This window comes from Streptococcus sp. HMSC062B01 (assembly GCF_001811085.1).
GTDB lineage: Bacteria > Bacillota > Bacilli > Lactobacillales > Streptococcaceae > Streptococcus > Streptococcus gordonii.
The window spans coordinates 78582-97742 of record NZ_KZ672782.1 but is presented as its reverse complement, the minus strand read 5'-3'; the positions used below and the strand labels follow the sequence as shown (position 1 = coordinate 97742).

19 protein-coding genes and 2 pseudogenes are annotated in these 19161 nt (G+C 43.7%); 19 read left to right on the top strand and 2 right to left on the bottom strand.

Features of this window, described 5'->3' with window-relative positions; genetic code table 11:
* Positions 1-397: 397 nt before the first annotated feature.
* Together HMPREF2780_RS11590 and HMPREF2780_RS05755 are read right to left on the bottom strand one after the other, a co-directional pair.
* Positions 398-544 carry a hypothetical protein gene (locus tag HMPREF2780_RS11590; protein WP_020992837.1) on the bottom strand — a complete coding sequence of 49 codons (147 nt, stop codon included), beginning with the start codon at positions 542-544 and terminating at the stop codon, positions 398-400.
* Positions 545-574: 30 nt separating this feature from the next.
* On the bottom strand, positions 575-745 hold the full coding sequence (locus HMPREF2780_RS05755) for a hypothetical protein (RefSeq protein WP_008808145.1): 171 nt from the start codon (positions 743-745) through the stop codon (positions 575-577).
* 709 nt (positions 746-1454) lie between these two features.
* Between HMPREF2780_RS05755 and HMPREF2780_RS05745 the strand changes: the two genes are divergently transcribed.
* From HMPREF2780_RS05745 to HMPREF2780_RS05655, 19 genes and pseudogenes are all read left to right on the top strand, one after another.
* A complete protein-coding gene (locus tag HMPREF2780_RS05745; protein WP_008808147.1) occupies positions 1455-2156 on the top strand; it encodes an N-acetylmannosamine-6-phosphate 2-epimerase in 702 nt (233 codons plus the stop codon).
* 14 nt (positions 2157-2170) lie between these two features.
* The gene (locus HMPREF2780_RS05740) at positions 2171-3088 is read left to right on the top strand and encodes a dihydrodipicolinate synthase family protein (protein WP_061582623.1); all 918 of its coding nucleotides are present in this window, start codon (positions 2171-2173) and stop codon (positions 3086-3088) included.
* 18 nt (positions 3089-3106) lie between these two features.
* The gene (locus tag HMPREF2780_RS05735; protein WP_048779164.1) at positions 3107-4648 is read left to right on the top strand and encodes a sodium:solute symporter family protein; all 1542 of its coding nucleotides are present in this window, start codon (positions 3107-3109) and stop codon (positions 4646-4648) included.
* Between the two features lie 18 nt (positions 4649-4666).
* The gene (locus tag HMPREF2780_RS05730; protein WP_002917878.1) at positions 4667-5125 is read left to right on the top strand and encodes a NanQ anomerase/TabA/YiaL family protein; all 459 of its coding nucleotides are present in this window, start codon (positions 4667-4669) and stop codon (positions 5123-5125) included.
* A 12-nt stretch (positions 5126-5137) separates the two neighbouring features.
* Positions 5138-5538: pseudogene (locus tag HMPREF2780_RS11765) on the top strand (sialidase); the annotation flags it as partial.
* Positions 5539-5577: 39 nt separating this feature from the next.
* Positions 5578-6687, top strand: a complete 1110-nt coding sequence (locus HMPREF2780_RS05720; RefSeq protein ID WP_002917876.1) for a Gfo/Idh/MocA family protein — start codon at positions 5578-5580, stop codon at positions 6685-6687.
* Between the two features lie 128 nt (positions 6688-6815).
* A pseudogene (locus tag HMPREF2780_RS05715) lies at positions 6816-7190 on the top strand (YhcH/YjgK/YiaL family protein); the annotation flags it as partial.
* Positions 7191-7370: 180 nt separating this feature from the next.
* On the top strand, positions 7371-8213 hold the full coding sequence (locus tag HMPREF2780_RS05710) for a MurR/RpiR family transcriptional regulator (RefSeq protein WP_061582624.1): 843 nt from the start codon (positions 7371-7373) through the stop codon (positions 8211-8213).
* On the top strand, positions 8210-9136 hold the full coding sequence (locus HMPREF2780_RS05705; protein ID WP_061582625.1) for an ROK family protein: 927 nt from the start codon (positions 8210-8212) through the stop codon (positions 9134-9136). The genes HMPREF2780_RS05710 and HMPREF2780_RS05705 overlap by 4 nt, the downstream gene beginning before the upstream one ends.
* A gap of 118 nt (positions 9137-9254) precedes the next feature.
* Complete coding sequence (locus HMPREF2780_RS05700; RefSeq protein WP_008808152.1) at positions 9255-9578, top strand: hypothetical protein; 324 nt, start codon at positions 9255-9257, stop codon at positions 9576-9578.
* A complete protein-coding gene (locus HMPREF2780_RS05695) occupies positions 9568-11523 on the top strand; it encodes a V-type ATP synthase subunit I (protein WP_105026344.1) in 1956 nt (651 codons plus the stop codon). Before HMPREF2780_RS05700 ends, HMPREF2780_RS05695 begins: the two co-directional genes overlap by 11 nt.
* 132 nt (positions 11524-11655) lie before the next feature.
* On the top strand, positions 11656-12135 hold the full coding sequence (locus HMPREF2780_RS05690) for a V-type ATP synthase subunit K (protein ID WP_002898768.1): 480 nt from the start codon (positions 11656-11658) through the stop codon (positions 12133-12135).
* Positions 12136-12145: 10 nt separating this feature from the next.
* A complete protein-coding gene (locus HMPREF2780_RS05685; RefSeq protein WP_096754889.1) occupies positions 12146-12736 on the top strand; it encodes a hypothetical protein in 591 nt (196 codons plus the stop codon).
* A gap of 10 nt (positions 12737-12746) precedes the next feature.
* Positions 12747-13760, top strand: coding sequence for a V-type ATPase subunit (locus HMPREF2780_RS05680; protein WP_096754888.1), 1014 nt, complete (start codon positions 12747-12749; stop codon positions 13758-13760).
* A complete protein-coding gene (locus HMPREF2780_RS05675; protein ID WP_096754887.1) occupies positions 13747-14067 on the top strand; it encodes a V-type ATP synthase subunit F in 321 nt (106 codons plus the stop codon). Before HMPREF2780_RS05680 ends, HMPREF2780_RS05675 begins: the two co-directional genes overlap by 14 nt.
* Positions 14068-14074: 7 nt before the next feature.
* The gene (locus HMPREF2780_RS05670; RefSeq protein ID WP_096754886.1) at positions 14075-14770 is read left to right on the top strand and encodes a GNAT family N-acetyltransferase; all 696 of its coding nucleotides are present in this window, start codon (positions 14075-14077) and stop codon (positions 14768-14770) included.
* Between the two features lie 164 nt (positions 14771-14934).
* Complete coding sequence (locus HMPREF2780_RS05665; RefSeq protein WP_096754885.1) at positions 14935-16725, top strand: V-type ATP synthase subunit A; 1791 nt, start codon at positions 14935-14937, stop codon at positions 16723-16725.
* The gene (locus HMPREF2780_RS05660; RefSeq protein ID WP_096754884.1) at positions 16712-18106 is read left to right on the top strand and encodes a V-type ATP synthase subunit B; all 1395 of its coding nucleotides are present in this window, start codon (positions 16712-16714) and stop codon (positions 18104-18106) included. Before HMPREF2780_RS05665 ends, HMPREF2780_RS05660 begins: the two co-directional genes overlap by 14 nt.
* Positions 18103-18726, top strand: coding sequence for a V-type ATP synthase subunit D (locus tag HMPREF2780_RS05655; RefSeq protein ID WP_045772662.1), 624 nt, complete (start codon positions 18103-18105; stop codon positions 18724-18726). The genes HMPREF2780_RS05660 and HMPREF2780_RS05655 overlap by 4 nt, the downstream gene beginning before the upstream one ends.
* Positions 18727-19161 lie beyond the last annotated feature (435 nt).

Below are 19161 nucleotides of genomic sequence, written 5' to 3'. Positions count from 1 at the left end.
ACAGTTTTGCTTGTTGAAAAGTTGAGAATAGGATGATTTTATCTGAATGGAGTAACTTCTTTTATCCTGGTTAATGAATTTAAAAACCAGATGAGTTCATATTGCTCATCTGGTTTGTTTAGATTAATAGGCTGGCTTTTGATTGGCAAACATCAACTGAAATGGTGTTTGGATCAAATCCAGCAGTAGTTTACTGTATGTCTTTGGACACAGGCTTTCTTTTATGTTCCCTATTTCGTCTGAATTCGTACCTTAGACAGAAAAATAGGATAGTTGGAACTAATAGATTAGGAAGGTTGCCAATTTTCAGAACATGCATATCGTTTAATACATAAAAAATGACATAGACAAGATACAAGACAGTTATAACTATTTCTTTTTTAGATAACATAATGGTCTATTTTTTTCGTCTAGCTAAGTCACTACCAATAACATATGCAGCAGCGAAAATTCCGACTAAAACTCCTAAATCACCACCTTGGATTTCTGCCAAGCTTGTCTCAGTTAGTGTTTCATATTTATCAATGCTATTGAAATTACTCATGTTATTCTCCTTTTATATAAGTATAGGGTTTTAGCGGTTAATTAAATAACCTAGGCTTAGTCCAGATAGAGCTGCTACTCCAATTTTCCATACAGCAATACCCGCAATAGTAGCAGTGAAGAATTCTCCCCCTTCCACATTCATCAATTCATCTTCAGTTAGGGCTAGGTAGTGGTTTTCAATTGTTGTCATATTTTCCATTGTATATTCTCCTTTATTATATAGGTTGCCAACTGTTAAGTTGGTAGAAGTGAAGCTAGCTTTAGGACTAGCGGTTGAGCCTTATCTCATCTATGGTCTAGAGAATGAGAAGTGCAAATCTAGAGGACCGTCGATTTCCTGAAGGGGCTTGGCGTCTAAAAAACCATAAGGCAGGCATGGCAACTCCGCCACTTGTTTCTTCTAACTCTTGTTTGGTTAGTTCTTTGAATTCTTTCATTATTATCTCCAATCTTTTAGATTTTGAAAAATAGAGGCCAGAAAAGTGGTAATAAAAACATCTTGCTACTCCTTTACAGTTTGTTAAGCGATTTTGCTTACACTTAACTATTCGCAGGAAGATGAGAAAAATGAAAAAGAAAGTAAAAAAATTTAAATATCTTATGAGAGCTTTGTTATGTATAGAAAGTAAGGCAAGAAGATAAACATAAAAATTTTCAAGTAGCCTCAAAGAATAGATGTTATCAACCATGCTACTATATAGGATTTTACGATTATCAGGTTCTTTTCGTTTTTCCAAAAAATATTGAAATGTTTAAAGGGATTTATGAATATGTGGTTTGGGTTCTGATGAATTAGTCATTAAATGGTAATACAGAAGGATTGAAGAGAAAGTACTTTCTAAAAATAAAAACATATTGAAACTAATTGCAATAAATGTTAAGATAATGAATGTAAAGGCTTACAAATAATGAGTAAGGAGGATAGGAATCAAATGGAAGAGTTGAGACATAAGTTAATTGTGTCGTGTCAGGCTCTACCAAACGAACCATTACATAGCGACTTTATCATGGCTCGTATGGCAGTGGCGGCCAAAGAAGGAGGTGCTAGCGGAATTCGGGCTAACTCGGTTATAGACATCAAGGCGATTAAAGAAGCGGTGGATTTGCCAGTTATTGGGATTATCAAGAGAGATTATCCAGACGCTCAAGCTTTTATTACACCAACTATGGTGGAAGTAGATGAGCTGATGGAAGCCCATCCGGAGATTATCGCTTTAGATGCGACAAATTCTAGTAGACCTCAAGGAGAGAGTTTAAAAGCATTTTTCCAGAAAGTGAAAGAAAAATATCCTCAGCAGCTTTTGATGGCTGATTGTTCAACTCTTGACGAGATGCTGGAAGCTGATCGAATGGGATTTGATTTTATCGGAACAACCTTGGTGGGCTATACTAGTCAGAGCCAGGGAGATAAGATTGAAGCCAATGACTTTGAAATCATCCGAAAAGCTTTAGCTGAGATTCAGCACCCTCTGATTGCTGAGGGGAATATTGATAGCCCTGAAAAGGTGAAAAGGGTTCTAGAGCTGGGAGCCTTTAGTGTGGTAGTTGGATCTGCCATTACACGGCCGCAGCTGATTACAAGGAAGTTTGCAGACGCAACGAAAGAATAGAAAAGAGGAAGAATATGTCAAAATTAGAAAAATATGAAGGTGTCATTCCAGCTTTTTATGCTTGTTATGATGAAGCAGGGGAAGTAAGCCCAGAACGTGTTCGCGCTTTGACTCAGTACTTTATTGATAAGGGAGTTAAGGGTGTCTATGTTAATGGTTCTTCTGGTGAGTGTATTTACCTCAGTGTAGCAGACCGGAAATTAATTTTAGAAAATGTCATGGAAGTGGCTAAGGGTAAACTGACAGTTATCGCCCATGTGGCTTGCAACAACACTAAGGACAGTGTAGAACTGGCTAAGCACGCTGAAAGTTTGGGTGTTGATGCCATCGCTGCTATTCCTCCTATTTACTTCCGTTTGCCGGACTATTCTATCGCTAAGTACTGGAACGATATGAGTGCAGCGGCTCCGAATACTGACTTTGTCATCTACAATATTCCACAGCTGTCTGGGACAACCCTGACACCAGCCCTCTATGCAGAAATGCGTAAAAATCCACGAGTTATTGGGGTTAAAAACTCTTCTATGCCGACTCAAGACATTCAAATCTTTGTCGCAGAAGGTGGGGAAGATCATATTGTCTTTAATGGACCAGATGAACAGTTCATCAGTGGTCGTGTTATTGGCGCAAAAGCTGGAATTGGTGGGACTTATGGGGTGATGCCTGATTTGTTCTTGAAATTGAATGAATTAATCAAACAATCCGATTTTGAAACAGCTAAAGAATTGCAATATGCAATCAATGATGTCATTTATAAAATGGTCAGTGGTCGAGCAAATCTTTATGCAGTGATCAAAGAAATTCTACGTCTAAATGAAAAATTAGATCTTGGTTCTGTAAGAGAACCACTAGAACCTTTGCATGAAGAAGATCTGGTAATTGCAAAAGAAGCAGCAGAACTTATTCAACACGCACGAAAAGAATTTTTATAATAAATATGGAGATATGTTATGGGTACAACAGGATTTACAATAATTGACTTAATTATCTTGATTGTTTATTTACTTGTGGTGTTGGTTGCAGGTATCTATTTCTCTAAAAAAGAGATGAAAGGAAAAGAGTTCTTTAAAGGAGATGGTTCGGTTCCTTGGTATGTTACTTCGGTATCCATTTTTGCCACAATGCTAAGTCCGATTTCCTTCTTGGGACTCGCTGGTAACTCTTATGCAGGTAGCTGGATTTTATGGTTTGCTCAATTAGGGATGGTAGTAGCTATTCCACTGACAATTCGTTTTATCTTACCTATCTTTGCACGGATAGACATCGATACGGCATATGATTACTTGGATAAACGTTTTAATTCTAAAGCACTTCGTATTATTTCAGCACTCTTGTTTATTATTTATCAATTGGGACGTATGTCTATCATTATGTACCTCCCATCAGCTGGTTTATCAGTATTGACAGGAATTGACATCAATATTTTGATTATTTTGATGGGGGCAGTTGCAATTGTTTATTCTTATACTGGTGGTCTAAAATCCGTATTATGGACAGACTTTATTCAAGGTGTGGTTCTGATTAGTGGTGTCGTTGTAGCTTTATTTGTACTGATGGCTAATATTAAAGGTGGCTTTGGTGCAGTAGCAGAAACATTAGCAAACGGGAAATTCCTTGCTGCAAATGAAAAACTTTTCGATCCTAACTTGCTTTCAAACTCCATCTTCTTAATTGTGATGGGTTCAGGCTTTACAATCTTGTCTTCCTATGCTTCATCTCAAGATTTGGTTCAACGTTTTACTACAACACAAAATATTAAAAAACTTAATAAGATGTTGTTCACAAACGGTGTCTTGTCACTTGCAACTGCAACAGTCTTTTACTTGATTGGTACAGGCTTGTACGTATTCTATCAAGTACAAAATGCAGGTAGTGCAGCTAGCAATATCCCTCAAGACCAAATCTTTATGTACTTTATTGCATACCAGTTACCAGTAGGTATCACAGGTTTGATCTTGGCAGCGATTTATGCAGCAGCTCAATCAACTATTTCAACAGGTTTGAACTCTGTTGCAACTTCATGGACATTGGATATTCAAGATGTCATTTCTAAAAATATGTCAGATGATCGTCGTACGAAAATTGCACAATTCGTATCTCTAGCAGTAGGTTTATTCTCAATTGGTGTTTCCATTGTCATGGCTCACTCAGATATTAAATCTGCATACGAATGGTTCAATAGTTTCATGGGACTTGTACTTGGTCTACTTGGTGGTGTATTTATTCTTGGATTTGTTTCTAAAAAAGCAAATAAACAAGGTGCTTATGCAGCGCTGATTGTATCAACCATCGTCATGGTATTTATTAAATACTTCCTTCCTCCAACAGCTGTTAGCTACTGGGCATATTCATTGATTTCAATCTCTGTATCAGTAGTTTCAGGTTATATTGTATCTGTTCTTACTGGAAATAAAGTATCTGCACCTAAATATACAACGATTCATGATATTCCAGAAATTAAAGCGGATTCAAGTTGGGAAGTTCGTCACTAATAGAAAAGAGAAAATAATATGATTATTTCCGAACAATCTGATTTTAGACGATATGCTTCTGTAAATAAACATTTTTCAAAAGTCTGTGATTTTTTAGAAAATACAAATTTGACAGATTTAGTTGATGGAAAAATTGATATTGACGGAGAAAATGTTTTTGCAAATTGTATGATCTATCTAGCTGATGGAGTTCCAGGAGCTATTTTTGAAACTCATAAGAAATATTTAGATATTCATATTGTTATTGAAAATACTGAAAAAATGGCAGTAACTTCCCCAGTTCGTGCCCAGTCACGTGTACCTTTTAGCGAAGAAAAGGATATTGCTTTTTACGATAGCAAAGACTATCAAATTGTTGAATTGCTTCCAGGGAATATGTTGGTGACTTTTGAAGAAGATCTTCACCAACCAAAAATTCATTGTAATGATGAACCTGTTAAAAAACTTGTTATCAAAGTTTTAAACGAGGAAAAATAAAAATGAAAAAAATATTTAACAAGTACAGACGCAGGTACTACCTGGAGTGTACCGGAATATTTGAAATTTGATTCAAATCCAAGTTATGAAACACAATTATCAATCATCAATTATAGTCAATTGATTGATGGGAAAAGGCTGTCATTTTAAGTACTCCAAACTCCACAAATGTTCGTAAACACGGACAAATTTGGATTGGTCTAATTAATGATGATAATACAATTGATTGGCGTTATCATCACGATGTTGATTATAGTAACTATGGATACTCATATTCAACATTGACAGAGTTACCGAATCATGAAATTGGATTGATGTTTGAAAAATTTGATTCATGGTCTCGTAATGAACTTCATATGAAAAATGTTGTACCATATATAACATTTAAAATTGAAGATTTGAAAAAGAATTAAAGCTGAAATTTAAAAATATATAGAAAGAGGATAAAAATTATGGTAAATTACGGTATTGTTGGAGCTGGATATTTTGGCGCTGATTTGGCTCGCTCAATGAACAAAATTGAAGATGCAAAAGTGGTTGCGGTATTTGACCCAAATCACGGAGAAGAAGTTGCTCAAGAGTTGGGATCAGATGTTTGTGCAAGTTTAGATGAACTTGTAGCACGTGAAGATATTGATTGTGTGATCGTAGCTTCACCTAGCTACCTTCACCGTGAACCGGTTGTGAAAGCTGCTCAACATGGCAAACACGTATTTTGTGAAAAGCCAATTGCATTGTCTTATGAAGATTGTAAAGCCATGGTTGACGCATGTAAAGAAAATAATGTTATCTTTATGGCTGGTCACATCATGAACTTCTTTAACGGTGTACACCATGCTAAAGAATTGATTACTCAAGGAAAAATCGGTAAAGTTCTTTATTGCCATGCCGCTCGTACAGGTTGGGAAGAACAACAACCAACTGTATCATGGAAGAAACTTCGTTCTCAATCTGGAGGACATTTGTACCACCATATTCATGAATTAGATTGCATTCAGTTTATCATGGGAGGACTTCCTGAAAAAGCGACAATGGTAGGAGGCAATGTATATCATAAAGGTGAAAACTTTGGTGATGAAGATGATATGCTCATTGTAAACTTAGAATACTCTGATGATCGTTATGCTGTTTTGGAATATGGTAATGCTTTCCGTTGGGGTGAACACTACGTCTTGATTCAAGGAACTGAAGGAGCTATCAAACTTGACTTGTTCAATACTGGCGGTACTCTTCGTGTTAAAGGTGAAGGAGAATCACACTTCTTAGTTCATGAAACTCAAGAGGAAGATGATGACCGTACAGCTATCTATACCGGTCGTGGTATGGATGGAGCAATTGCGTACGGTAAACCAGGAGTACGTTGCCCATTATGGTTGCAAACATGTATTGATAAAGAAATGGAATATCTACATGACATCATTAAAGGTGGAGAAATTACAGAAGAATATGAAAAACTTCTCAATGGTGTAGCTGCTTTAGAATCAATCGCTACCGCTGATGCATGTACTTTATCAGTTAAAGAAGATCGAAAAGTAAGGCTTTCAGAAATCACAAATGCTTAACTTTTGTAAAACAGAATAGTAAATTCTTGTAATTATATACTTTCTAAAGTTCTGTGATACAACCCATTGAATAAAGAAATAGAGATGAGGCTGGGACAAAAGTCTAACTTAATTTGACAATTTAGGATTTAAAAACACATGATGTCAGTCAAGAGGAAAAGGGGACGCATACAGTCTCTAATGATTTCTTTTACAATGTGATTGAAATGGAAACAACAGATGAAGAACACCGCGTGTGGGAAAGCCACCGAGCCTACTATGACGTTTATGTTCTATTTGAAGGAAAAGAACGCATCTCATATAATTTTTTGTCCAATATGGAAGAAGGGGATTATGATGCGGAGGGAGACTGGCAGCAGATGTCTGGGCAAGCCTTGTTTGACCTGATATTCACTCCTGGCAGCCTGCTCTTGCTGGATCCTAATGACGCCCATAAGACTGGACTGATCGCTGAAGAAGCCGGCCCCATCCGTAAGGTTGTCTTTAAAGTAAAAATTGTATAACAGGCTGCGGGCGGGATGAGAAAGACAGATTGTTCTCAACATGCTGCCCCAGCTTTTTTAGTCAGTTTTGAGCTTTGTTTTTTGCTGCAAGTCTCTAAGGGAGACTGAGCTAGCAAGTGTTGGAATTACTTTTGAGAAAGTGGTAGAATAAAGAAAATAGTTGCAGGAGGAGAAAGTCTGATGGTTTCTTTGGAAAAAAACATTTTGCCAGTGATTGAGTCTGTATACGGCAGTCTGACACACCTGGAAAAGAAGATTGCAGATTATTTTCTGTCTGATGAGGCGCTGACAGCTAATCTATCGGCTCAGGCTGTGTCTCAGAAGCTCTATGTCTCTGTGCCTTCTCTGACTCGCTTCGCTAAAAAATGTGGCTTTTCAGGTTATCGGCAGTTTATCTTTGAATTTCAGGAATCCAGCTCAGAAAGTAAAAATGTCAGTCGGGATTTGACCAGAAATGTCTTGTCTGATTATGGCGAATTGCTTAATAAGACTTTTTCCTTGATTGACGAAGAACAGTTCCTGCGCGTAGGGGATATGCTTAACAATGCTGGGCGAGTCTATATCTACGGGCAGGGGAGTTCAGGCTTAGTGGCTCGGGAAATGGAGTTTCGCTTCATGCGGTTGGGAATGGTTTGTAAGGCCATTACGGATGATCACATGATTCGGGTGAATAGGGTTATGCTGGATCCGGACTGTCTGGTTATTAGCATTTCCATATCTGGTGAGACTAAAATTATCACGCAGGCTATTCAGAATGCCAAAAAAGTTGGAGCCAAGACTGTGCTGGTAACTTCCAATAATAGCGACGACTTGAGGCAGCAGTGTGATGAACTGGTCCTAGTAGCCGTCAAGAAGCACTTAGCACAGGGCAATAATATCTCTCCTCAGTTTCCGGTTTTAGTCGTGATGGACATTTTCTATGCCTATTATATGGATTTAGACCGAGATCATCGTAGCCAAATCTTTACAAATACACTTTCAGCTTTAGAAGAAAATCAAGAAGAGAAGGAGCATGAATCGTGAATATTGTTGGAATAGATATCGGTGGGACAACGATTAAAGCAGATCTCTATCAGTCTGATGGACATAGTCTAAATCAATTTCGAGAAGTTACTACTGAGATCGATTTTGAAAAGAAAACGAATCAGATTTTAGAGCAGGTTTGCCAGTTAATAGCATTTTATAAGGAGAAGTTTGAGCTAGATGGAGTAGCGATTTCATCTGCTGGTGTAGTTGACAGCCAAGCTGGGAAAATCAGTTACGCAGGCTATACCATTCCAGGCTATATTGGAACGGATTTCCGTAGTCGGATTTTAAAAGAATTTGGTTTGCCGATTGCGATTGAAAATGACGTTAATTGTGCTACTCTGGGAGAGGCTTGGCTAGGTGCTGCCAAAGGTCATGCTTCTGCAGTTATGATTACTGTCGGTACAGGCATTGGTGGTGGCGTTATCTATGATGGAAAGATTGTCAATGGTTCCACCTATACCGCTGGTGAGGTAGGCTATCTGCCCATGGAAGATGGACAGGACTGGCAATCCTTGGCATCAACAACTGCCTTGTTAGCATTATACAGCCAAAAGACAGGCGAGCAAGGCCATACTGGGCGTAGTTTTTTTGCGGCGGTAGATCAAGGAGATAAGCTGGCGCAGGAAACACTTGATATATTCTTGGGTCGTCTAGCTAAAGGTCTCTTAACGCTATCCTATATTCTAAATCCAGAGGTGTTGATTGTCGGCGGTGGCATATTAGCCCGATCAGAGCTTATTCTGCCACGTCTTGAAAGTCTGATGAAGCAACAAGTAGTAGATCCACGCTTTTTGCCTAGAGAGTTGGTGGCAGCAGCTCTAGGGAATGAAGCCGGACGATTAGGTGCTGTTCGACATTTTCTGAATCAGGAGAGTACTCTGGTTGAAAAAGATGTTTTCAGAAAGAATGTGTTATAATTTATGCAAGTACGAAGCTGTATTCCAAAAGATGAGTTTACCAGATGCGGGATAGTCAGCTAGGAATGCAGATTTTAAAATCCGTTTTCGAGTTTTTTGAAAACGAGGGGGTGAATAGATGGCCAATGAAACACTTGAAAAAATGCAGGAAATTGAGACTGCTGCAGAAGAAGTTTTGATGGGCTACAGGAAGCAAGCTCAGGAGCTGCGACAGCAAGTAGATGAAAATCTCAGACGACTGGGTCTGACCTATGACGATGAAACGCAGAAGCTGGCAGAGGAATTAACAGCGAGTTCCCAGCAAAAGTTGGTGCTCCTGCAGCAAGACTTGGAGCAGACAACCCAGCAAAATGAGGACAAGGTTGAGGCTGCGCTGACGGACAAAAAAGCAGACTTGGCGCGAGCCATTGTAGAGAAGGTGGTAGAAGCCTATGGCCATTAGTAAAATGCGGCAACTGTCTCTGCTCCTGCCCAAGGAACTGCTAGACCAGCTTCTCTTTTACCTACAGGGTTTAGAGTCGGTTCAGATTCATGATTTGCGACAGGAAGAGGACTGGCAGGCAGCCTTTGAACAGTCTTTAGTCGGCCAGCCGGATCGGCAGCTATCTCGGCAGGATTTGCTCAGTCGTCAGGAAAAACTGGAGAGACTGATTGCAGATCTGGAGCCCTTTATGCCCAAAAAGAAACTGCTGGAAGCCTTAAAAGAAGAGCCTTTGGAGCTATCCTTTGCTGCTTTAGAGCAGGCAGGGAAGTCTCGCGATGAGGGGGCGTTGCTGGAAGGAATCAGTAAGCAACTCAAGGTCTTGCAAGAGGCCAAAGATCAGATAGGAGCTGACCGCTTGGAAGTGGCTGCGTTGGAGAAGTGGGAGCCTTTGGAGCTAACACCGCAAGCAGCAGCGACTTTCAGCCATCTGGGAGCTTTGATTGGGACGATTCCCAATACCGATGACGACGCTCTGCGTCTGACTCTGGGAGCACATCCTGACCTGAAGTTTCAGGAAGTCTTTACCGATGATACGGAGCATGGGGTTCTTATTTTTTACAAGGCAGGCTCTCTGGAAGAAGTTCGCAAAGTATTGAAAGAGTACGGTTTTAAGCCCTTTGAGTACGACCATGCGGAACTGCCTGCTGAGCGAGTAGCCCAGCTCAAGGCTAATATTCGACAGCAGAAGGCAGTGGCAGATGCTATGACCAAGAGTCTGGCAGCTTCCAAGAATGAGTTGGACCAGCTCAAGGTTCAGCTGGACTATCTCTGCAATCTCTCCTCTCGCCAAGAAAGTAAGAACCAGTTAGCAAGTACGCAAAACCTGGCAGCCTTGGAAGGCTGGATTGAAAGCAATCAAGTTCAAGCTCTTGAGGCTTGCTTGACAGAGCAGTTTGGCCAGAGCATTCTCATCCAGACCAGAGAGGTTCGACAGGATGAGGAAGATAAGGTTCCGACCAAGCTTAAAAACAATGCCTTGGTGGAACCCTTCGAGCTAGTGACGGAGATGTATTCCCTGCCTAAGTATGGTGACAAGGATCCAACCCCTATCGTTTCCCTCTTCTATTTTGTATTCTTTGGCATGATGGTCGCTGACATCGGCTACGGCCTTTTGCTCTTTGTAGGCACCAGTCTGGCGCTGCACTTCTTGCATGTTAAGCCAGGACTGGCTAAGAATCTACGATTCTTCCGCCTGTTGGGCGTAGCAGTCATCATCTGGGGACTGGTTTATGGCTCTTTCTTTGGCTTTGAACTGCCCTTCGCTCTGATTAGTACCAGCTCCGACGCCATGACGATTCTAGTTATTTCGGTCGTCTTTGGCTTTGTTACAGTGCTGGCGGGCCTCTTCCTCAGCGGTCTGAAAAATATCCGCCTCAAGGATTATGCAGAAGCTTATAATGCGGGCTTTGCTTGGGTGCTGATTTTGCTGGGGCTGCTACTCTTGGCCTTGGGAAATTTCTTCCCATCCTTGGCCTTTGCAGCAACGATTGGTCAGTGGCTGGCTATCATCAATGCTCTGGGCATACTGGCAGTGTCTATTGTCAGTGCTAAGAGCTTGGCAGGATTGGGGTCAGGTCTCTTTAATCTCTACAATGTCAGCGGCTATGTAGGAGACCTTGTCAGTTTTACTCGGCTGATGGCTCTGGGGCTTTCGGGAGCCAGCATTGGCTCGGCTTTTAACTTGATTGTCAGCCTTTTTCCACCTGTCGCTCGCTTTAGCATCGGCATTCTGCTCTTTATTGCCCTTCATTTGGTTAATATGTTTCTATCTTTTCTGTCCGGTTATGTGCACGGAGCGCGTTTGATTTTCGTTGAATTCTTCGGAAAATTCTACGACGGTGGCGGCAAGCCTTTCACTCCGCTCAAGCCTAGTGAGAAATACGTCCAGCAAAGCAAGAAATAAAGATTAGGAACTAGGGTAAGAGATGAGAAACTCGTCTTTATAAAAACACTTTCTACAACATCAAAACAAGCAACATTCATTCAACTAGCTGTTGATTTTACGACGGTTACAGCATTTTCATAGGAGTAAATCATGGAACATTTAGCATCATATTTTGGAACTTATGGCGGCGCCTTTTTTGCAGGTCTGGGAGTAGCTTTGGCGGTCTTTCTCAGCGGGATGGGCTCAGCTCTGGGTGTTGGAAGCACTGGTCAGGCAGCGGCAGCCCTCTTGAAAGAGCAACCGGAAAAGTTTGCTCAAGCTCTGATTCTGCAGCTTTTGCCAGGTACCCAAGGTCTATACGGCTTTGTTATCGGGATTACAGTCTTCTTTAATATCAAGCCAGAATTGGCTCTGCAATCAGGTGTGGCTTATTTCCTAGCTGCTTTGCCAGTTGCCATTGTTGGTTACTTTTCAGCCAAGCATCAAGGACGAGTGGCGACAGCTGGTATTCAGATTTTGGCCAAGCGTCCGGAAGAGGTCATGAAAGGGGTAATACTCGCGGCCATGGTTGAAACCTACGCCATCTTGGCTTTCGTTGTTTCCTTCATCATGGTTCTGAATGTGAAGTAAGGAGGCTTTTATGTCTGACATATCAGATCTCAAAGCTTCTGTCTTGGAGCAGGCTCACGAGAAGGGGCGTCTGCTTTTGGCCGAGGCTACTGAGAAAATAGAACAGGAAGCCAAGGAACGTGAGGCCCAGCTGGTTCGGCAAAAGCTTGGACAGCGGGAGCAGCAGCTGAAAGAAATCAGCCGGCGTAGTCAGCGCGATATTCAGCAGCTGGAAAATCAAAAGCGCCAGTCTACTCTGGTCATCAAGCAGCGGGTTCTCAGAGAGCTTTTTGAGGAAGCCTATGCTCAGATGTCGGCTTGGTCACCAGCTGAAGAAGAGCATTTTCTGAAGAGTGTCCTGGCTAAATACCCAGAGAAAGAGTTGACACTGACTTTTGGTGCTCTATCAGCTGAGAAATTCAGCTCCATCCAGTTGGAAGATTTGAAAAAATCCTTTCCGCAAGTACACTTTTCAGACCAGTCCATAGCCGGTCAGGCAGGTTTTGTGCTGAGTCAAGGACGAGTGGATGATAGTTATCTCTATCGTGACTTGCTGGACTCTGTCTGGCAGGAGGAAAGCTACCGACTGGCTCAGGATATTTTCAAAGACCAGGCAGAATAGGAGGCGGACCATGAGTGAAACAAGCTTCTCTCAAGTCAATACAGCCATTAGCGTGCAGGAGGCTTCCTTTTTGACGCCCCAGCAATATGATCAGTTGCTGCAGACTGACGATGCTGCCAGCCGTTCGGCTCTTCTGCAGGGAACGGTCTATGCCATGGATGCTGAAGCTATCAAGGATCTCAATTCCATTGAGCAAGTACTGATGAAGCATTTGTATTCCGTTTATAATTGGGCGCTTGAGATCAGTCCAAGTAAGGAGTTAGTGGAGATTTTCACGCTCCGCTATACCTACCACAATCTCAAAGTTTTTCTTAAAGGTCGGGCGACAGGTCAGTCCTTAGAGCATTTTCTGATGCCGGTGGGGACCTATTCGCTGGAGGTTTTAGAGCACCTAGTTATGGCCTTTTCGGCTGAGTATTGTCCAGATTTCATGCTGGACGAGGTGCTTGCGACCTGGCAGGAATACCAGGATTATCAAGATGTACGCGTGCTGGAGATTGGTATGGACATGGCCTACTTCCAGCATCTTAAGCGCCTGACACAGGAGTTGAAAGATGACCGTCTGCTGCAGCTGGTGAATCTGACTATTGATTTTTACAATGCTATCACCGTCAAGCGGGCTGTTGGATTGGAGAAACCGCATAGCTTTATGAGGCAGCTCCTGTCTGATGAAGGGAGTCTTTCTGCTGCCAATTGGATTGCGATGGCAGAGCAGGGAGATTTCTTGACTTGGTTTAGCCAGGTCAATCCCTGTGGTTACGATCTGGATCTGCGCGCCTATGAGGAGAAAATGCGGAACCAGACCTTGACGACAGTAGAGTTAGAATATCTAGCGGACCTCTTGCAGGCTAAGTTGCTGGCGGCTGGTCAGTTTGAGACAGATGGACCGCTTCCTCTTGCTCGCTATTTGCTGGGTAAGGAGCTAGAAGTAAAGAATCTGCGGCTGATTTTGACCGGTATGGACAATCAGCTGCCAGTAGAGCTTATCAGAGAAAGGATGCGACCGATTTATGGACAAGATTAGCTACAAGATTGCTGTCGTGGGGAATCGCGACACCATTCTCCCATTTAAGCTGATTGGTTTTCAGACTTTTCCGGTGAAGGAAGCTCAGGAGACGGTCAATACCCTGCGTCGGCTAGCCCGTGAAGATTTCGGCATTATCTATCTGACGGAGGATATGGCTGCTGATATTCCAGAAACCCTGGCCTACTATGACCAGCTGGAGATTCCTGCTCTTGTGCTCATTCCTACCCATAAGGGGAGCACGGGACTGGCCCTTTCGCGGATTCATGAAAATGTCGAAAAGGCTGTCGGACAGGATATATTGTGAGGTTTTTATGCGAATGAATGAACTAGGCCAACCCATTGGGGATGCTCTACCGGATTTTCAGCCGGGGGACTTGCCCAATCTGGAGCGAATCGAAGGCCAGTATGTTATTATCGAGCGTTTGTCAAAGGACAAGCATGGAGCGGATTTGTATGAAGTGTATGGTCCGGATTCTCCTGTGGATATGTGGACCTATCTCTTTCAAACTCCTGCCCAAAATCAGGCAGAATGGTCCCAGAAGCTAGATCAGATGCTGGCAGCACAGGATCGTTTCCACTATGCGATTGTGGACAAGGAGAGCGGTAAGGCTCTAGGAACTTTTGCCTTGATGAGGATTGACCGGGGCAACCGCGTTATCGAAGTGGGAGCTGTGACCTATTCGCCTAAGCTGAAGCGCACTAGGCTGGCTACAGAAGCCCAGTACTTACTAGCACGCTATGTCTTTGAAGGGCTGGAGTATCGCCGCTATGAATGGAAATGCGACTCCCTCAATCAGCCTTCAAGGCGAGCAGCAGAGCGGCTTGGTTTCACTTATGAAGGTAGGTTTCGTCAGGCTATTGTCTATAAGGGGCGCAACCGAGATACGGACTGGCTGTCTATGATTGACACGGATTGGCCGGCCGTCAAGAGTCGTCTAGAAAAATGGCTTAGCCCAGACAATTTTGACGTAAACGGTCAGCAAATAAAAGTCTTATCTGATTTTTAAAATAAAAAGAAACAATCCTTGCCATAGAGCGAGCTAAGAAAGATTTCAAACTCGCGGCAAGAATCAAAAAATACTCTTTGGAAATGAAATCCAAACTCTTGCTTAGTTTGAGCTTTGATTTTCATTGAGAAACAACAAAAATCTCCCAAGAATGGAGGAAGATTGTGAGTCAAGGAAAGATTATCAAAGTTTCTGGTCCTCTGGTGCTGGCATCAGGGATGCAGGAAGCGAATATTCAGGATATCTGCCGGGTTGGCGATTTGGGGCTGATCGGTGAAATTATTGAAATGCGGCGGGACCAAGCCTCTATTCAGGTTTATGAGGAAACTTCTGGCTTGGGTCCGGGAGAGCCAGTCATCACGACTGGAAGCCCTCTGTCTGTTGAACTGGGTCCAGGTCTGATTTCTCAGATGTTTGACGGAATTCAGCGGCCTTTGGAGCGTTTCCAAACCATCACGAAGAGTGACTTCCTCGTCCGCGGTGTCCAACTGCCAAATCTAGACCGAGAGACTAAATGGGACTTTGTTCCAAGTCTGTCTGTCGGAGATACAGTTGAGGCTGGCGATATTCTGGGAACAGTGCAGGAGACCAATCTGGTGGAGCACCGCATCATGGTGCCGGTCGGCGTCAGTGGACGCTTGGCTAATATCTCAGCTGGCAGTTTCACTGTTGAAGAAACTGTTTACGAGATTGAGCAGGCGGACAGTTCTGTCTTTAAAGGGACTCTGATGCAAAAATGGCCGGTCCGTCGTGGGCGTCCTTTTGCTCAGAAGCTGATTCCAGTTGAGCCTTTGGTGACTGGTCAGCGGGTCATTGATACTTTCTTCCCAGTAACCAAGGGCGGAGCAGCAGCCGTACCAGGACCTTTCGGGGCTGGTAAGACTGTGGTTCAGCACCAGGTGGCCAAGTTTGCCAATGTTGACATTGTTATCTATGTCGGCTGCGGTGAGCGTGGCAATGAGATGACCGACGTACTCAATGAATTTCCAGAACTAATTGACCCAGCAACTGGCCAGTCCATCATGCAGCGGACGGTGCTGATTGCCAACACATCCAATATGCCGGTAGCGGCTCGGGAAGCGTCAATTTACACAGGGATTACGATCGCAGAATACTTCCGTGACATGGGCTATTCCGTGGCCATCATGGCGGACTCTACCTCTCGCTGGGCAGAAGCCCTGCGGGAAATGTCCGGCCGTCTGGAAGAGATGCCGGGTGACGAAGGCTATCCAGCCTATCTTGGTAGTCGGATTGCTGAGTATTACGAGCGGGCTGGCCGGGTCAAGACGCTCGGTTCAACTGCGCGCGAAGGCTCTATAACCGCTATCGGAGCCGTATCACCTCCAGGTGGAGATATTTCTGAGCCAGTAACGCAAAATACCCTGCGGATTGTCAAGGTCTTCTGGGGCTTGGATGCACAGCTGGCTCAACGCCGGCATTTCCCAGCTATCAACTGGTTGAGCTCTTACTCGCTCTATCTAGACGAAGTGGGAGCATATATCGACCAGCATGAGAAGATTGCTTGGGCAGAAAAGGTGACCAAGGCCATGAATATCCTGCAAAAGGAAAGTGAACTGCAGGAAATCGTGCGTTTGGTGGGCCTAGATTCCTTGTCTGAAAAGGACCGGCTGACCATGAATGCAGCCAAGATGATTCGTGAGGACTACCTGCAGCAGAATGCCTTTGATGATGTTGACACCTATACTTCTTTCAAAAAACAGGTGGCTTTATTGAGCAATATCCTGACCTTCGATGCGGAGGCCAATCGTGCCTTGGAGCTGGGAGCTTATTTCCGGGAAATCATGGAAGGAACAGTGGAGCTGCGTGATCGAATTGCCCGCAGCAAGTTTATCCATGAAGACCAGTTGGAAAAAATTCAGGCTCTCAGTCAGACTATCGAGGAAACCCTACACCAGATTCTTGCCCAAGGAGGACTAGACAATGAGCGTCATTAAAGAATACCGCACCGTCAGTGAAGTTGTCGGCCCTCTGATGATTGTCGACCAAGTCGCTGGCGTGCATTTCAATGAATTGGTAGAAATCCAGTTGCATGACGGCAGCAAGCGCCAGGGCCAGGTTCTGGAAGTCCAAGAAGACAAGGCTATGGTCCAGCTTTTTGAAGGTTCTAGCGGAATCAATCTGGAAAAAGCCAAGGTCCGCTTTACCGGTCGTCCGCTAGAGCTGCCAGTGTCAGAAGACATGGTAGGCCGGATTTTCAATGGCATGGGCAAGCCAATTGATGGCGGTCCAGCTATCTTGCCAGAAAAATATCTGGATATTGATGGTCAAGCTATCAATCCAGTAGCTCGCGATTATCCGGATGAGTTTATTCAGACTGGAGTTTCGGCCATCGACCACCTCAATACCTTGGTTCGGGGACAAAAATTGCCAGTATTCTCTGGCTCTGGTCTGCCCCACAAGGAATTGGCCGCTCAAATCGCCCGTCAGGCCACAGTGCTTAACTCTGATGAAAACTTCGCCGTGGTCTTTGCGGCCATGGGGATTACCTTTGAGGAAGCTGAGTTCTTCATGAATGACCTCCGGGAGACAGGAGCCATTGATCGCTCGGTGCTCTTTATCAATCTGGCTAATGACCCAGCTATCGAGCGGATTGCGACGCCACGGATTGCCCTGACAGCAGCCGAGTACCTGGCTTATGAAAAGGACATGCACGTTCTGGTTATCATGACGGACATGACCAACTACTGTGAAGCCCTGCGGGAAGTTTCCGCAGCTCGTCGTGAAGTGCCGGGTCGTCGTGGGTATCCGGGTTACCTCTATACTAACCTGTCAACCCTCTATGAGCGGGCTGGACGTCTGGTAGGTAAGAAGGGCTCTGTGACGCAGATTCCGATCCTGTCCATGCCAGAGGATGACATTACCCATCCGATTCCAGACTTGACGGGTTATATTACGGAAGGTCAGATTATCCTTTCACGCGACCTTTACAACAGCGGCTATCGTCCGCCCATCAATGTCCTGCCATCTCTGTCTCGTCTTAAGGACAAGGGTTCAGGTGAGGGTAAGACCAGAGGAGACCATGCTGCAACTATGAACCAGCTTTTTGCTGCCTATGCGCAAGGCAAGCAGGCCAAGGAGTTGGCTGTCGTTCTGGGAGAATCCGCCCTGTCCGAAACGGACAAGCTCTATGTGCGCTTTACCGACCGCTTTGAGCAGGAATACATCAATCAAGGTTTCCAGACCAACCGAACCATCGAGGAAAGCTTGGATCTGGGCTGGGAACTCCTGTCCATTTTACCAAGAACGGAACTCAAGCGGATCAAGGACGATATGATTGACCAATACCTGCCGCAGACCAAGGAGGAAGAAGGATGACGAGACTCAATGTCAAGCCGACTCGGATGGAGCTGAATAACTTAAAAGCCCGTCTCAAAACGGCTGTCCGTGGGCATAAACTGCTCAAGGATAAGCGGGATGAGCTGATGCGGCGCTTCATTGAGTCTGTTCGTGAGAACAATCAGCTTCGCCAAAAGGTCGAATCCGCTCTGGTTGGTCACCTGCAGGATTTTGTCATGGCCAAGGCGCTGGAGAGCGACCTCATGGTTGAGGAGATTTTCGCTGTGCCCACGCGGGAGGTCAATCTGCATGTGGAAACAGAGAATATCATGAGTGTGCGCGTGCCCAAGATGCATGCCCATATTGACAATCCCTACGGTGATGACGAGGGAGACGTGGTGTATAGCTATGTGGCTTCTAACAGCCAGATGGATGAAACAATTGAAAGCATGAGCGATCTGCTTCCTGACCTGCTGCGATTGGCTGAAATTGAGAAAAGCTGCCAGCTTATGGCGGATGAAATCGAGAAAACCCGCCGCCGGGTCAACGGACTAGAGTATGCTACCATCCCTGACCTCAAAGAAACCATCTACTACATCGAAATGAAGCTGGAAGAAGCCGAACGGGCCAGCCTCGTCCGAATGATGAAGGTGAAATAAGATACCAAGACCGTTAAGAGCTCACAGCAAAAATAGGAAAATAGACGAAGAAGCGATAGCTTCTAGGAGATTTTCTCTTTTTTGCCCAGAGCTTAGGTCGGGTTCAGTTTTAGCAGAATACAGATAAGAAATAGGAACTAGACGATGGATTCGATGAATCCAAGCCTAGTTTTTTTAAACCTTATTTTAGCCTTTCTTTGACTATGTGAAAATCTGAAATAAAAAGCTATAAATCATTTTCAATGCTTTGATATGCCAATGTATAATCGCCTTTTATTAAGAAGTAAAGCTATCCTGTTTCCTGTATATTTATTACTAACTATTGAAGATATGTTACAAGTACGTCTCTATATTACAAAGGTCAGACAGTTCGATTAAATCGGATGAAAAAGGGTTTATTCTTGGGGAAATTATGTTAAGATGGGATTTGTAGTA

Coding starts and splice junctions, on each gene's coding strand:
- HMPREF2780_RS11590 (WP_020992837.1), bottom strand. CDS start 544: ATGAGTAATTTCAATAGCATTGATAAATATGAAACACTAACTGAGACA.
- HMPREF2780_RS05755 (WP_008808145.1), bottom strand. CDS start 745: ATGGAAAATATGACAACAATTGAAAACCACTACCTAGCCCTAACTGAA.
- HMPREF2780_RS05745 (WP_008808147.1), top strand. CDS start 1,455: ATGAGTAAGGAGGATAGGAATCAAATGGAAGAGTTGAGACATAAGTTA.
- HMPREF2780_RS05740 (WP_061582623.1), top strand. CDS start 2,171: ATGTCAAAATTAGAAAAATATGAAGGTGTCATTCCAGCTTTTTATGCT.
- HMPREF2780_RS05735 (WP_048779164.1), top strand. CDS start 3,107: ATGGGTACAACAGGATTTACAATAATTGACTTAATTATCTTGATTGTT.
- HMPREF2780_RS05730 (WP_002917878.1), top strand. CDS start 4,667: ATGATTATTTCCGAACAATCTGATTTTAGACGATATGCTTCTGTAAAT.
- HMPREF2780_RS05720 (WP_002917876.1), top strand. CDS start 5,578: ATGGTAAATTACGGTATTGTTGGAGCTGGATATTTTGGCGCTGATTTG.
- HMPREF2780_RS05710 (WP_061582624.1), top strand. CDS start 7,371: ATGGTTTCTTTGGAAAAAAACATTTTGCCAGTGATTGAGTCTGTATAC.
- HMPREF2780_RS05700 (WP_008808152.1), top strand. CDS start 9,255: ATGGCCAATGAAACACTTGAAAAAATGCAGGAAATTGAGACTGCTGCA.
- HMPREF2780_RS05695 (WP_105026344.1), top strand. CDS start 9,568: ATGGCCATTAGTAAAATGCGGCAACTGTCTCTGCTCCTGCCCAAGGAA.
- HMPREF2780_RS05690 (WP_002898768.1), top strand. CDS start 11,656: ATGGAACATTTAGCATCATATTTTGGAACTTATGGCGGCGCCTTTTTT.
- HMPREF2780_RS05685 (WP_096754889.1), top strand. CDS start 12,146: ATGTCTGACATATCAGATCTCAAAGCTTCTGTCTTGGAGCAGGCTCAC.
- HMPREF2780_RS05680 (WP_096754888.1), top strand. CDS start 12,747: ATGAGTGAAACAAGCTTCTCTCAAGTCAATACAGCCATTAGCGTGCAG.
- HMPREF2780_RS05675 (WP_096754887.1), top strand. CDS start 13,747: ATGGACAAGATTAGCTACAAGATTGCTGTCGTGGGGAATCGCGACACC.
- HMPREF2780_RS05670 (WP_096754886.1), top strand. CDS start 14,075: ATGCGAATGAATGAACTAGGCCAACCCATTGGGGATGCTCTACCGGAT.
- HMPREF2780_RS05660 (WP_096754884.1), top strand. CDS start 16,712: ATGAGCGTCATTAAAGAATACCGCACCGTCAGTGAAGTTGTCGGCCCT.
- HMPREF2780_RS05655 (WP_045772662.1), top strand. CDS start 18,103: ATGACGAGACTCAATGTCAAGCCGACTCGGATGGAGCTGAATAACTTA.